The sequence below is a fragment of the Aureimonas ureilytica DSM 18598 = NBRC 106430 genome (assembly GCF_000382705.1).
GTDB lineage: Bacteria > Pseudomonadota > Alphaproteobacteria > Rhizobiales > Rhizobiaceae > Aureimonas > Aureimonas ureilytica.
The window spans coordinates 239,450-253,931 of sequence record NZ_ARQE01000001.1; the positions used below are offsets into that span (position 1 = coordinate 239,450).

Annotated in this window: 9 protein-coding genes; 4 read left to right on the plus strand and 5 right to left on the minus strand. The window is 67.2% G+C overall.

The annotated features are described in order from the left end of the window. Nucleotides 1-215: 215 nt before the first annotated feature. On the minus strand, nt 216-1,976 hold the full coding sequence (locus tag B146_RS24655; protein ID WP_162141920.1) for a GGDEF domain-containing protein: 1,761 nt from the start codon (nt 1,974-1,976) through the stop codon (nt 216-218). A gap of 345 nt (nt 1,977-2,321) precedes the next feature. Between B146_RS24655 and htpG the strand changes: the two genes are divergently transcribed. Next, on the plus strand, nt 2,322-4,205 hold the full coding sequence (gene htpG / locus B146_RS0101145) for a molecular chaperone HtpG (RefSeq protein WP_019994568.1): 1,884 nt from the start codon (nt 2,322-2,324) through the stop codon (nt 4,203-4,205). A 190-nt stretch (nt 4,206-4,395) separates the two neighbouring features. Next, nucleotides 4,396-6,582, plus strand: coding sequence for a TonB-dependent siderophore receptor (locus tag B146_RS0101150; protein ID WP_019994569.1), 2,187 nt, complete (start codon nt 4,396-4,398; stop codon nt 6,580-6,582). Between the two features lie 466 nt (nt 6,583-7,048). On the opposite strand, the gene ilvD is transcribed toward B146_RS0101150, so the two are convergent. The 4 genes from ilvD to B146_RS0101170 form a co-directional block, all read right to left on the minus strand. Further along, nucleotides 7,049-8,893 (minus strand): dihydroxy-acid dehydratase, encoded by a 1,845-nt coding sequence (gene ilvD / locus B146_RS0101155; protein WP_019994571.1) that lies wholly within the window; start codon nt 8,891-8,893, stop codon nt 7,049-7,051. Nucleotides 8,894-9,032: 139 nt separating this feature from the next. Continuing rightward, nucleotides 9,033-9,614, minus strand: coding sequence for a TadE/TadG family type IV pilus assembly protein (locus B146_RS29335; RefSeq protein ID WP_019994572.1), 582 nt, complete (start codon nt 9,612-9,614; stop codon nt 9,033-9,035). Next, on the minus strand, nt 9,611-10,162 hold the full coding sequence (locus tag B146_RS29340) for a TadE/TadG family type IV pilus assembly protein (protein ID WP_019994573.1): 552 nt from the start codon (nt 10,160-10,162) through the stop codon (nt 9,611-9,613). Before B146_RS29340 ends, B146_RS29335 begins: the two co-directional genes overlap by 4 nt. Next, on the minus strand, nt 10,159-11,514 hold the full coding sequence (locus B146_RS0101170) for a TadE/TadG family type IV pilus assembly protein (protein WP_019994574.1): 1,356 nt from the start codon (nt 11,512-11,514) through the stop codon (nt 10,159-10,161). The genes B146_RS29340 and B146_RS0101170 overlap by 4 nt, the downstream gene beginning before the upstream one ends. Before the next feature lie 288 nt (nt 11,515-11,802). Between B146_RS0101170 and B146_RS0101175 the strand changes: the two genes are divergently transcribed. Beyond that, nucleotides 11,803-12,780 (plus strand): ABC transporter substrate-binding protein, encoded by a 978-nt coding sequence (locus B146_RS0101175; protein ID WP_019994575.1) that lies wholly within the window; start codon nt 11,803-11,805, stop codon nt 12,778-12,780. Between the two features lie 10 nt (nt 12,781-12,790). Then, the gene (locus tag B146_RS0101180; protein WP_019994576.1) at nt 12,791-14,479 is read left to right on the plus strand and encodes an ABC transporter permease; all 1,689 of its coding nucleotides are present in this window, start codon (nt 12,791-12,793) and stop codon (nt 14,477-14,479) included. The last annotated feature ends 3 nt before the right edge of the window (nt 14,480-14,482 follow it).

The following is a 14,482-nucleotide window of genomic DNA, read 5'->3' on the forward strand; positions in this document are numbered from 1 at the left end:
AGCACTTGTGCATCCCATCTTCGCAAGGAGCGCGGAATGCGCCGTCCCCCAATCGGGGGAGACGCTAGAAGCCGAGGCTTTCGCGAAACTCATGCGAAGTTACGATCAGCAGGACAGATTGACGCAGGATTTGCACAAGATCGCCTCGGGCTCTTCGGGCCGCCGGATCGCGGCGCCTGCCCTGCCCCGTCGCTCCCCACGTCCCCCCACGTCCGTCAGGCCGCGGGATCGAGACGCTGCTCCTGCTCGACGCTGCGGGCATGGAACGCCCGTTCCATCCGCTCGTCGAACAGGCACAGCCGATTGCGGCCCTGGGCCTTCGCTTCGTAGAGCGCCATGTCGGCCTGATGGCAGAGCGTGGCGAGCGTGGTGCCGTGATCGCGCAGGACGGCGACGCCGACGCTGCTGCCGATGCGGGCGATGCCGCCCTTCACCTCGAAAGGCCGCGACAGGAGCTTCACGATCCGCCCCGCGAGGTCCATCTGGTCGCGCTCGTCCAGCCCGTCGCACAGGACGGCGAACTCGTCGCCGCCGATGCGCGCGAACAGGATGCATTCGGTCTCGAGCGCTTCCAGACGGCGCGCCACCTTGAACAGAACCTCGTCGCCGGCCTGATGGCCGAACGTGTCGTTGACGTTCTTGAACAGGTCGAGATCGAACAAAAGCACGCCCAACCGGCCGACCTGCGCCGTTTGCAGCCGGTGCGCGGCCAGCGTTTCGAAGCGGCACCGGTTCGCCAGCTTGGTCAGGCGGTCGGTCTCGGCCTGGACGCGGAACTGTTCCAGAAGCAGCCGGCGCTCGCTGGTCTGCTCGGCCAGAACCGAGACGGCGGAAAACAAGGTGCGCATCTCGCTGATCGCTTCGGGGGCCTCCGTCTGGTTCTGGATGGTCTGGTTGGCGGCGAGCGAGACGATCATGTCGCGCGCGCTGAGAAGCGGCGTCAGGATCTTGCGACGCACCGAGTTCAGGAGCCAGAAGACCATCGCCAGAAACAGGGCGGCGGCGATGCAGGTCAGGACAACCTGCTGGAAGGCGGCACGGCTTTGGGCCCGGAACTCGTCGACCATGCCGGTGAGGTAAAGCGTGCGCAGGTCCTCCAACGGCTTCAAGGTCGGCACGTAGGTCGCGGTGAGGTCGCTCACGGAGAGCGTATAGTCCCCGCCCGCGCGGCCCTGTTCCACGAGCCGCTTCAGGAGACCGAGCCCCTGCGCGAAGAAGCGACCTCGAACGTCCTCGGAGATCGACCGGAACACCGGCCCCTCGTTGAGCAGGCTCTGCGATTCCAGAAGCCGCTGGAGTTCCCACAGGCGCCCTTCCGCCACATGGAAGCGCTCGATCACCTCAGGGGTCAGCGGCTGCCGGCGCGCGATGGAGGGAACGATGACAGAGGCGATGCGGCCGCCGAACTCGCGCAGGTCGCTCACGCTCTGCGCGGTCAGCGCGGCGCCGCCGATTTGCGAATCCAACCGGCCCAGCATCCGCGCGCTGCTGTTGATCAGCGGCTGGTAACGGTCCACCACCGCGATCATGCCATCCACGGCGTTGCGCACATTGCCTTGCGAGCGCTGCGCGTTGGGAAGCGCGGCGATCCGATCCACTTCGGCGCGCGCCTCGGCCAGATCGTTCTGCGTCGCACGGACGGAAGCGGACAGAATGTCGAAGAAGCGCGCCTCGCCCCAGCTCCGGTCGAGGTCGTACAGGGCGGCGAGCGACCGGTCCGTCCGCTCGCGAAAGGTCTGGAGACGCTCCAGCGCCGCGCCGTCCGATCCGGGTTCGATCGACATCAGGAGGTTGGACGGGCCGCGCTCGGAGGACAGGTTGTTGGCCGCCGTCAGGAGAAGCCCATAGGCCTCCATCCCCCGCAGATTGCGCTCGGCCGCCCGGTAATGCGACACGAGCGGCCAGATGCTCATCGCCACCGCGAGCAGAAGGCTCACGGCAAAGCCGGTGAAGGCGGCCTGCAGCCACCTCTTCAACGAAACCACCCTGGGGGAGGCATCCAGCGGCATCAGACCTTCCCGGCGCTTTGGAAGCTCCTGACTATACGTCAAGGTTGAAGATTGTCTGACCGGATGCCCGAGCCTGAAGACGATCGCCCGGCTCGCTTCTCGCCTCTAAAAGTAACCGACCATGACGATCATAGAGACTGCCGTTCCTGTCGTTTGCGGGTTCGAGCTGGCCCGCGCGGCGGGCGGGGGGCCTTGCCGGCGACGGGCACAGCGCGGGCGTCGCGGCCCTTCCGCCCGCGCGCGCTTGAAATGCGCCCTCCGCGCCGCCATCTCGCGCGGCGAACCCCACAAGGAGGCTCTTGGAACGCGACCATGACAGTTGAAACCGCTGCGCCCGAAACCCGCGCCTTCGAGGCCGATGTCGCCAAGCTCCTGCACCTGATGGTGCACTCGGTCTATTCCGACAAGGACGTCTTCTTTCGCGAGCTGATCTCCAACGCGGCGGATGCCTGCGAGAAGCTGCGTTTCGAGGCCCTGAGCGATGCGTCGCTGATCTCGGGCGAGACGCCGTTCCAGATCACGGTCACGCTCGACCCGGACGCCAGGCAGCTGTCGATCGAGGACAACGGCATCGGCATGAGCGAGGCGGACCTGACCGACGCGCTCGGCACGATCGCGCGCTCGGGCACCAAGGCCTTCATGGAGCGTGTCGCCGGCTCGAAGGAGGCGGAAGGCAGCCATTTCATCGGCCAGTTCGGCGTCGGCTTCTATTCCGCCTTCATGGTGGCGGACGAGGTGGAGGTCGTGACGCGGCGCGCCGGCGCCGATCAGGCGTGGCGCTGGCGCTCGGACGGGCTCGGCACCTACACGATCCAGCCGGTGGAGCTCGGCGAGGCGCCCGCGCGCGGCACCCGCGTCACGCTGCACCTCAAGGAGGACGCCGCGAGCTACGCGGAGGCCTACACGGCCGAATCCACGATCAAGTCGCAGTCCGGCCATGTGCCGGTGCCCATCTGGCTGAAGGAGAAGCCCGATGCCGAGCCGCGCCAGATCGCGGACGGCGCGGCGCTCTGGATGCGCCCGAAATCCGAACTGAAGCCGGAGGACTATACCGACTTCTACCGCTCCTTCGCCGGCCAGTACGACGAACCCGCGCTGACGCTGCATTACCGCGCCGAAGGGCTGCACGAATATTCCGTGCTCGCCTTCGTGCCGGAATCGAAACCCTTCGACCTCTTCGACCCCGACCGCGCCGGGCGCATGAAGCTTTATGTGCGCCGCGTCTTCATCACCGACGAGGCCGAAATCCTGCCGCGCTACCTGCGCTTCGTGCGCGGCCTCGTGGATTCGGCCGACCTGCCGCTCAACGTCTCGCGCGAGATGATCCAGGAAAGCCCGGCGCTCGCGGCGATCAAGAAGGGCGTCACCAACCGCGTCCTGTCCGAGCTGGAAAAGCTCGCCGACAAGGAGCCCGAGCGCTACCTGAAGATCTGGGACGTGTTCGGCCCGGTGCTGAAGGAAGGTCTCTACGAGGATTACGGCCGCCGCGCCGCCCTCCTTTCGCTCGCCCGCTTCAAGACGACGGGCTCGGGCGGCGAATGGCGCTCGCTGAAGGATTACGTCGCCAATCTCAAGGAGGGCCAGGACGCGATCTACTACGCCGTCGGCACCGATCTCGACCGGCTCGCCGCCTCGCCGCAGCTGGAAGGGTTCCGCGCGCGCGGCATCGACGTTCTGCTTCTGCCCGATCATGTCGACAGTTTCTGGGTCACGGGCGGCATCGAGCACGAGGGCAAGCCCTTCCGCTCGGTGACGCAGGGTCTCGCCGATCTCGGCAAGATCAAGCTCCAGGAGGGCGAAAGCGAGACGGCGGATGTTTCCGGCGAGGTCGGCGACTTCATCGCCTTCGCCAAGGGCGTGCTCGGCGACAGCGTGTCGGACGTGCGCGCCTCCGAGCGCCTGCGCGAAAGCGCGGTCTGCCTCGTCGCGCCCGACAACGGCATGGATCGGCAGCTGGAGCGGCTTCTGGCGAGCGCGGGCCGCGCGCCCACCCCGACGAAGCCCGTCTTGGAGATCAACCCGCGCCACGAGCTGGTGGAGCGGCTGAGCCGGCTCGGGGAGGCGGACACGAGCCTTCGCGAGGACGCCGCGCATCTCCTGTTCGACGAGGCGCGCATCGCGGACGGCGAAGCGCCGCTCGACCCGCGCGGCTTCTCGGCGCGCCTTGCCCGCGTCCTGACCCGCGCCGTGGGCTGACGCGCCGCCTCCCGGCTTGCGACGACCAGACCCGCGCGGCGCGTTGGACGCGCCGCGCGGGTCTCGGCTGCCCGTCGCGCTTTTGCACCAGTCTGTGGACCGATCCCGCGATTGGGGCCGAAAGGCGCTTTTCGTAAGGAGATAATATGACTAAAGGAATCATATTATCTCCTTACGGTCGAGTTCCCCGATGCGCCTTCGCCTTGCCCCCCGCCCTCAGCGCTCGCGCCTGGTCGCGACGCTCTCCGGCTCGGCCGCCCTTCTCGCCCTTCTGCCGCTCGGCCAGGCGCTGGCGCAGGACACGGTGGTTCTCGACACGGTGACGGTCGAGGGCAGCGGCGGTGGCGGCCGGACGGGGCCGGGCGGCGTCAACGAGCAGCAGGGTTTCGTCGCGACGCGCAGCGCCGGCGCGACCAAGACCAACACGCCCCTCATCGAAACGCCGCAGTCGATCTCGGTCGTCACCAGCGACCAGATCGAGGAGCAGGAGCTGCGCTCCATCCGCGCCACGACGCGCTACACGGCGGGCGTGACGCCCGAGATCACCGGCGGATCGGACACGCGCTTCGGCGGCTTCAACATTCGCGGCTTCGACGCCACGGCCAATGCGAGCTTCATCGACGGGCTGCGCCTGCCCTCCACCTCGGTGATCAATTTCCTCGGCCTCGATCCCTATGGCGCCGAGCGCATCGAGATCCTGAAAGGCCCCTCCTCCGTTCTCTACGGGCAGAACGGGCCGGGCGGGCTCGTCAACTACGTCACCAAGAAGCCGACCGAGACGCAGCTGCGTCAGGTCGAGGTGCTCGGCGGCTCCTTCGGCCTTCTGGAAGGGCGCTTCGACCTGTCCGGCCCGATCGCGGACGGCAGCCCCTGGAGCTACCGCCTGACATCAGTCGCGCGCACATCGGAGAACCAGGTCGACACGGTGGACGACGACCGGCTCTTCATCGCCCCCGTCCTGCAATGGCAGCCGGACGCCGACACGACGCTGACGCTTCTTGGCAACTACCAGCGCGACCGCGCCGGCTGGGGCCTGCAGTTCATGCCCTATTCCGGCACGGTGGTGGACAATCTCGGCCGTCGCATTCCGCGCAGCCGCTTTCTCGGCGAGCCGGCCTTCGACTATTACGACACGGACATGGGCTCGGTCGGCTGGCAGTTCGACACCAAGCTGAACGACGATCTGACCTTCCGCCAGAACGCGCGCTATTCGCGGCTGACGCATTCTGAAGCCAGCGTCTATGGCGGCGGCTATCAGGACGAGGTGGCCGGCATCCTCAACCGCAATGCCGGATCGGGCGATGTCGCACTCGACACGGCCTCGGTCGACAACCAGCTTCAGGCCGAGTTCGACACGGGGCCGCTCCAGCACACGCTGCTCGGCGGCGTCGACTATCGCTACACCGGCTATGACGATCTGATCGACATCTACAGCGCAGGCCCGCTCAATGTCTTCGCGCCGGTCTATGGCGGCCCGGTCGATTTCCTCTACACCTATACCGACCGCCACGTGCGGCAGGATCAGACGGGCCTCTATATCCAGGACCAGATCAAGCTCGACCGACTGTCCCTCACCCTGTCGGGCCGGCAGGACTTCGCGCGCACGCAGTCCGACAACCGGCTGGCCGATCAGCAGGTCTCGAAGGATTCCAACGCCTTCACCGGCCGCGTCGGGGCGATCTACAATTTCGACAGCGGCGTCGCGCCCTTCCTTTCCTATTCGGAATCCTTCCTGCCGCCGCTCGACACGGATGTGAACGGCAATCTGTTCGAGCCCGAGACGGGGCGCCAGTGGGAAGGCGGCGTGAAGTATCAGCCGCCGGGCTGGAACGCCTTCCTGACGGCCAGCGTGTTCGAGATCGTGCGCGACAACGCCATCCGCTTCGACGCGGTGGGCGGCACGTTCCAGGCGCGCCAGACCGGGCAGATCACCTCGCGCGGCGTCGAACTGGAGGGCACGGCGAGCCTCACCGACAGTCTCGACCTGCGCCTCGCCTATACCTATCTCGACGTCGAGATCACCAGCGACCCGGACGGCGGCAACAAGGGCCGGATGCCGACCACCATTCCGCACAACACGGTGGCGGCCTGGGCCGACTACACGATCCGCGACGGGGGCATGTTCGACGGGCTCGGCGCGGGGCTCGGCATCCGCTATGTCGGCTCCAGCTTCGGCGACGACGCCAACACGTTCAAGGTGCCGGGCGCGACCGTGGTGGACGCGGCGCTCAGCTACGAGCGCGACCAGTTCAAGCTCTCGGTCAACGCCAGCAACCTCTTCGACAAGGACTATGTGGCGTCCTGCGGCAATCGCGACTTCTTCTGCTTCCGCGGCGAGGGGCGGCGCGTGACGGGCAAGCTCAGCGTCAACTGGTAGGGCCTAGCTCGCCCCATCTTGCGCGACGGCACACCGGAGACTTGTGGTCGGTGGTCAGCCATCGTTCGGGAAACGCAACGATCGGACTGCAAAATTGTTAGGAGATCATGAGGTTAGGGATTCAGAAGGAGCCTCGGAACTCATGTCACGAACTGTTCGCATCGTTCACCGTCCGCCCACCGTCTGGGAACGCAACCAGGACCAGGGTGGCATTCGACACCATCAAGTCGCGGCCTATCGCGAAGTAACGCGTGTCTTCGTGCATTCTCGCCGATCGGACGCAGCCCTGCCGAGCGCGGCCGTCGCATCGAAGGCCCTCGAAGCCAATGCCGCCGAACAAGGGGCCTGCGTCACGGCCTGACGGGCATAGACCCCTGTCATGCGAAAGGGCCGGTCCACTCGCGGCGGACCGGCCCTTTCGCATGTCTGAGGATGGGCCGCGCTCCGAGGACGCGGCCTTATAATCTCAGTCGAGCTGACGCACCGCGCCCTTGGCGGCGCTGGTGGTCATCGAGGCATAGGCCTTCAGCGCGGTCGTGACCTTGCGCTTGCGGATTTCGGCGGGCTTCCAGGCGTCGCGGCCCTTGGCCTCCATCTCGGCGCGGCGGCGCGCGAGTTCCGCGTCGTTCACCGCGAGATGGATCGAGCGGTTCGGAATGTCGATCTCGATCCGGTCGCCTTCCTCGGCCAGCGCGATCAAGCCGCCTTCCGCCGCTTCCGGCGAGACGTGGCCGATCGACAGGCCCGAGGAGCCGCCCGAGAAGCGCCCGTCGGTGACGAGGGCGCAGGCCTTTCCGAGGCCCTTCGACTTCAGATAGCTCGTCGGATAGAGCATTTCCTGCATGCCCGGCCCGCCGCGCGGTCCCTCGTAGCGGATCAGGACGACGTCGCCCGGCTCGATCTGGCCGGACAGGATCGCCTTCACCGACGCGTCCTGGCTCTCGAAGACGCGGGCGCGGCCGGTGAACTTGAGGATCGATTCATCGACGCCCGCCGTCTTCACGATGCAGCCGTCCTCGGCGAGATTGCCGTAGAGAACAGCCAAGCCGCCGTCGCGCGAGAAGGCGTGTTCGAGATTGCGGATGACGCCGGCGTCGCGGTCGTCGTCCACATTGTCGAAGCGGCGATCCTGGCTGAAGGCGACCTGCGTCGGCACGCCGCCCGGCGCGGCGCGGAAGAAGTCGCGAACCGTCTGGCTTTCGGTGCGCTTGATGTCCCAGCGCTCCAGCGCGGCGCCGAGATTCTCGGCATGGACCGAGCCGACCGAGGTGTCGAGAAGGCCGGCGCGGTCGAGTTCGCCGAGAATGCCCATGATGCCGCCGGCGCGATGCACGTCCTCCATATGGACATTGGCGATCGAGGGCGCGACCTTGCAGAGCACGGGAACGCGGCGCGACAGGCGGTCGATATCGGCCATGGTGAAATCCACCTCGGCCTCGTGCGCGGCGGCCAGGAGATGCAGCACCGTGTTGGTGGAGCCGCCCATGGCGATGTCGAGCGTCATGGCGTTCTCGAAGGCCGCGAAGCTCGCGATGGAGCGCGGCAGGACGCCCGCGTCCTCCTGCTCGTAATAGCGGCGCGCCAGATCGACGATCAGGTGGCCGGCCTCCACGAAGAGGCGCTTGCGCTCGGCATGGGTCGCGAGCGTCGAGCCGTTGCCGGGCAGCGACAGGCCGAGGGCCTCGGTCAGGCAGTTCATCGAGTTGGCGGTGAACATGCCCGAACACGAGCCGCAGGTCGGGCAGGCCGAACGCTCGATCGTCTTGACGTCCTCGTCCGAGATGCGGTCGTCGGCGGCCGCGATCATCGCGTCCACGAGGTCGAGCTTCTTTTCGGTCTGGTCCGGCCAGATCACCTTGCCCGCTTCCATCGGACCGCCCGAGACGAAGACGGCGGGGATGTTGAGGCGCATGGCGGCCATCAGCATGCCCGGCGTGATCTTGTCGCAGTTGGAGATGCAGACCATGGCGTCGGCGCAGTGCGCGTTGACCATGTACTCGACCGAGTCGGCGATCAGCTCGCGCGAGGGCAGCGAGTAGAGCATGCCGTCATGGCCCATCGCGATGCCGTCGTCGACGGCGATCGTGTTGAACTCCTTGGCGACGCCCCCGGCCGCCTCGATCTCGCGGGCGACGAGCTGGCCGAGGTCCTTCAGATGCACATGGCCCGGCACGAACTGCGTGAAGGAATTGACCACGGCGATGATCGGCTTGCCGAAGTCGGAATCCTTCATTCCCGTGGCGCGCCAGAGGCCGCGGGCCCCGGCCATGTTGCGGCCATGGGTGGTCGTGCGGGAACGATATGCGGGCATGAAAACCTCCTGTGCCCGAGTGGGCGTACCCGCCATTACACCTATTTCCGAATCATTCCAACCACCTGCCGACGGGAGTTTTCGCAAAGCCCATCGCGCGGCAGGCCGGACCCTTTGACCGGGTTTCCAGACGGACCCTTCAGTCCGGCGCCGGCAGGGCGGGCACGAAACGCGGCCGATTGGCCGAAAGATAGGCGAATGTCTGGTCCGTCACCCCGAGATAGGAAAACAGGGGGCGCGACGTCAGCGAGGTCTCCACGAGGAGGATCGAATCCCCGTCCCCGACGACGGGGAGTTTCGCCGCCAGAGGGGCGAGGTCGGTCAGCGGAATCTGGGGCGCCTGCGCGCGGGACCAGTCGATCACCATCTTGTCCTTGACCTTCTTCACGCTGGTGACGCGAAACAGGACGTCGGCGGGCGCATGCCGCGTGATGGCCAGAAACAGGGCGTGGCTGGCCTTGAGATCGGGCTTTGTGGTGCTGCGCGACAGCACGTCCGAGACCGTGTAGGTGGCGCGCTCGGCGGTGCGCGAGTCGCGCACCAGGGTGAACACGGTGGTGCCGCCCAGAAGCAGGAGGAGCAGGATCGGCGCGATCAGCGCGAACTCGATTCCCGACGTGCCCCGGTGCTCGGCCGCGAAACGGCGGGTCGCGCGCCCGAGCGCGTTCTCCCGCGCCCTCGCCCGCCCGATCCGCCAGGTCCGCCAGGTCCGCCCTCTCACGAGCGTGGCTCGTTCATGAAGGCCGAGGCGGACACGAGGCTGTAGCCGCCTTTCGAATCCTTGTTCATCTGCAGGCCGAGGCCCATGAAGGGGGCCAGCGGATCGCTGACGAGACAGGCGCGCACATACATGATCTGCCCTTCGTCGCCGGTGGAGAAGCTGACGACCGGCTGGATCGCGGCGCCCCGGTCGACGCAGGTGGCGCCGGTGGTCGGAAAATCGGCGGCCGACTTCACCGGCGTCATCTCGATCAGGAGCGCCGCTTCGCAGTCGGGCACGATCAGCATCCGACCGCACACCGCCTTCTTCATCTCGACTTGCGACTTCGGCGCGTCCTTGGCCGTGCGCACGGCGCGCACGGCGATGTCGAGCGAGCGGTCCAGCAGCATGGCCTTGGTCATCATCCAGCCCGCCTCCAGGATCGAGAAGGACAAAGCCAGGAGGAGCGGCGCGACGATGGCGAATTCCAGCGCCGTCGCGCCGGAGCGGTCCGTGCGCAGAGACCGTTCATGCCTTCGAGCGCTCCTCGCGGCGTCCACCCGGCTCATTCGGTGATCCGGATCTTCTGCATCGTGGCGGCGATGGACTTGAACGCCTGGCCCATGTCGAGCCCGTCCACCTTGTAGGCATAGGCCGGCTTGGAGGCGCAGCGCGCGATCGTGGCGGCTGTGTCGTCCGACACTTTGAAGGCGATCGTGAAGATCGTGATGCCCTCGGATTTCGCGTAGCTGCAGACCTGCTCGTAGTGGCTCTTGGCCTGCCCTTCGGAATAGGCCGGCGCGGGAGAGGTCACGTACATGCCCCAACCGCTGATATTGTCGCCGGTGACGACATAGGACTCCCTCTTGTTGGGGAATTTCGGCAGAATCTCACTATAGGCCTTGTCGGTCGGGCGCGGCTGGAAGCCGATCTGCCCGTCGGTCATCAGGACGATGAACTTCAGCGTGTCCTTGTCGTCGAAGGCGACGGGCCGGGCGCGGAAGCTCGCGGGGATGGACACGTCCGCCTTGTTGGCCACAGCCGAGAGGATCGGCCGCATGGATGGATTGAGCAGGAGCTCGGCCCATTTCATGCCGTAGGCGGTGCCCGTGCCGTCATAGGGATAGAGCGCGTCCACACCCGCCTTCAGCTTGGCGATGTCATTGGTCATGTAGGTGATGGGCGCGCCGTCCGCGCACCACCAGGGCTTCTTGGCGGAAGCGTTGATATTGTAATAGCTGAAATGCGGGGTCTGCTCCCGGTCCACGAAGCTCGGCAAGCCGGCGGCGAAATCCTGGGGCAGAAGGTCGAAGCAGTAGGAATAGTCGTGCCGCTTGGGATAGGGCAGCGGGCGCCGTGTGTATTCCTGACTGACGACGTGTTCGAACAGGCTCTTGCCGACATTCACCTGCCCCGCGAAGGGCACGATGCTGATCGAGGTCGTGTCCTTGGTGTCCTTGGTCAGAACCGTGTCGAGAAAGTCCTTCGCCGCCGGGCGAAGCTGCCCGATGCCGCCATTGTCCTGCATGGAGCCCGAGATATCGAGCACCATGGAAATCTCGAAGCTCCGGCGCTGGTCCTCGGCGGTGGACTTGGCCTTGAGGTCGAGATTGCTCGAGCCGATCAGCCCGAGAAACACGGTGCTGTAGGGAAGGCTCGCCGTGGCCGTCACCTTGCGCGAGTTGAGCGTGCGCGTTTCCTGAACGTCCAGCGTCACCTTCTCGCCATTGGGAATGGTCTTCAGGTAGCTCTTGACGACGGCGGTGGCGTCCTCCGTCTGCTTCATGGCGGCGGCCGCGAGAACGCCCCGGTCCAGCGCGTCCTGCAAGGCGATCCGGCCGTGCTCGTAGAGGCCGAGATCGACCGCGCCGCCCACGGTCAGAAGCATGGGAACGATGAGGGCGGCCGTCATGATCGGCACGCTGCCACTCCTTTCGGACCGCAAACGCGCGCGCGCAGGCCGCAGGATCATCGTTTTCTCTCCCGAATGAACGGGACATTCGTACCATTGCCGGCCTTAACGAATGCAGAACCGCAGCATCCCTTCTTTGGGACTGATGAACAAATGGCAAACGCCACATGGGCAAACTGTGCACACCGATCACGCTGGCGTGAAAGTCATCCGCGTGTCATGGACCCCGCCTATGCGCCGGGGCAAACTCGAATGGTGCGCCGCCCTTACGGCGCACGGCCTGTTGGGAGTCTGTCGATGCTGCGTTTCTGGGGCCTTGCGGCCAGCCTGTCCGTCCTCGCCCTCGCGCTGCCCGCCGGCGCGGCGGAGAAGATCACGCTCTACACGAGCCAGCCCAACGAGGACGCGCAGGCGACCGTCGACGCCTTCAAGGCCAAGCATCCGGACGTCGAGGTCGAGTGGGTCCGCGAGGGCACGACCAAGATCATGGCCAAGCTCCAGGCCGAGTTCACCGCCGGCAGCCCGCAGCCCGACGTGCTTCTGATCGCCGACAGCGTGACCATGGAAGGCCTGAAGCGCGACGACCGGCTCATGCCCTTCCCCGAAGCCAAGACCGAGGGCTTCGATAAGGCGCTGATCGACAAGGACCACACCTATTTCTCGACCAAGCTCATCACCACGGGTCTGGTGGGCAACACGCAGGCCGGCGAAGCGCCGCGCGCCTGGAAGGATCTCCTGAAGCCCGACATGGCGGCGCGCACCACCATGCCGAGCCCGCTCACCTCGGGCGCGGCGCTGGTGCATGTGGCGACGCTCGCGCAGAACCCGGATTTCGGCTGGGCCTATTGGGACGCGCTCGCCAAGGGCGGCATGACGGCGACCGGCGGCAACGGCGCGGTGATGAAGTCCGTCGCCGGCGGCGAGAAGGCCTATGGCATGGTGGTGGACTATCTGCCGATCCGCGAAGCGGCCAAGGGCTCGCCGGTCGGCTTCCAGTTCCCGACGGAGGGCGTGTCCGCCGTCACCGAGCCGGTCGCGATCCTGAAGACCGCCAAGAACCCGGAGGGCGCCAAGCTCTTCGTCGATTTCCTCCTGAGCGAAGACGGGCAGAGGCTCGCGGCCAGCCAAGGCTACCTGCCGGCGCGCGACGGCGTCGCCGGCCCCGCCGGCTTCCCCAAGCGCGAAGACATCAAGCTCCTGCCCTTCGACGCGGCCAAGGCGCTGGCCGACGAGACGGAGAACAAGAAGCGCTTCTCCGAGCTCTTCGGCGGTTGATCGGCACGACGTGAAGCTGGCCGGTTCCGAACGCCTGACCGTCGCGGCGCTGGCCGCGCTGGTCGCCCTTTTCTGCGTCCTGCCCGTCGCGCGGCTGGCCTTCGAGGCCGTGCTGCCCGGCGGGCGCCTCGACCCCAGGCTCGCGCTCGGCGTCCTGCAGGCGCGCTCCACCTGGGTCGCGACGCTCCACACGCTGGAAAGCGCGGCGGTGGGCACGCTGATCGCGGTGGCGCTCGGCCTCGTTCTGGCCCTTCTCGTCGGCCTCACCGACATTCGCGGCAAGACGGCGCTGGTGTTCTTCGCGCTTCTGCCGGCGATGATCCCGCCGCAGGTGACGGCGCTCGCCTGGGCGCAGCTCTTCGGCCCCTCCAGCCCGCTCCTGCGCACGCTCGGCCTCGCCCCGCCGATCGGCACGCCCAATCCGCTCTACAGCGCCGGCGGCATCATGCTGCTGCTCGGCGTCCAGCACGCCCCGCTCGTGTTCCTGTCGGTGCGCGCGGGCCTGCGCGCCCTGCCGCGCGATCTCGTGGAAGCGGCGCGCGCCTGCGGGGCGAGCCGGCGCCGCGTGCTTCTCACCGTCATCCTGCCGGTCATGACGCCGCCGCTGGTGGCCGGCGCGGCGATCGCCTTCGTGTCGGCGGTCGGCAATTTCGGCATTCCCGCGCTTCTCGGCATTCCCGCCGGCTACACCGTCCTGCCGACGCTCATCTACCAGCGCCTCGCCGGCTTCGGCCCGGCGATCATCGGCGAAACGGCGGTGCTGTCGATTCTCGTCGGCCTCGTCGCCTTTGCCGGCTTCGCGGTCCAGGGGCTCGCGCTGCGGGGGCGCGATTATCGCCTGAGCGGCACCGGCGCGCCGCTCGAGCCCTTCGCGCTCGGCCGCTGGCGTCCCCTCGCCGAGGCCCTGGTGGTGGGTCTCATGCTGGTGATCGTCGCGGCCCCCCTTCTCGGCCTCCTCGCGACCTCGCTCGTGCCGGCCTATGGCGTGCCGCTCGGCCCCGGCACGGCGACCCTCGGCAATTATGCGGAGGTCCTGTTCCGGCAGGACGTGACGGTGCGCGCCTTCCGCAACTCGGCCGCCCTGTCGCTCGGGGCGGCGCTGGTTCTGGCGCTCATCGCCGTGCCGCTCGGCATGCTTCTCGTCTGGCGGGGAAGCCGGCTCCTGCGCGCGCTGTCGGCGGCGGCCGACATTCCCTATGCGCTGCCCGGCATCGTGCTCGGCATCGCCTCCATTCTCCTGTTCCTGAAGCCGCTGCCCCTTTTCGGCTTCAGCCTCTACAACACGATCTGGATCATCTTCTTCGCCTATCTCGCGCGCTTCCTGGTTCTGGAACTGCGCCCGATCGTGGCGGGCCTGCGCCAGCTCGACCCGGCGCTGGACGAGGCCGCGCGCATGACGGGCGCGGGCTTCCTTTTTCGCCTGCGCACCGTGATCCTGCCGCTCGTCTCGCCCATGGCGGCCGCCGGCGCGATCCTCGTCTTCATGACCGCCTTCAACGAGCTGACGGTCTCGGCGCTTCTCTGGTCGGCGGGCAACGAGACGCTCGGCGTCGCCGTGTTCAATCTGGACGATTCCGGCAACGCGCCGCTCGCCTCCGCGCTCGCCAGCGTGACGGTGGTGGTGATTCTGGCCCTGATGGCGCTCGGCTCGGCCCTCGCCCCGCTTCTGCCGCGCGGCGCCCTGCCCTGGACGAAATAACCC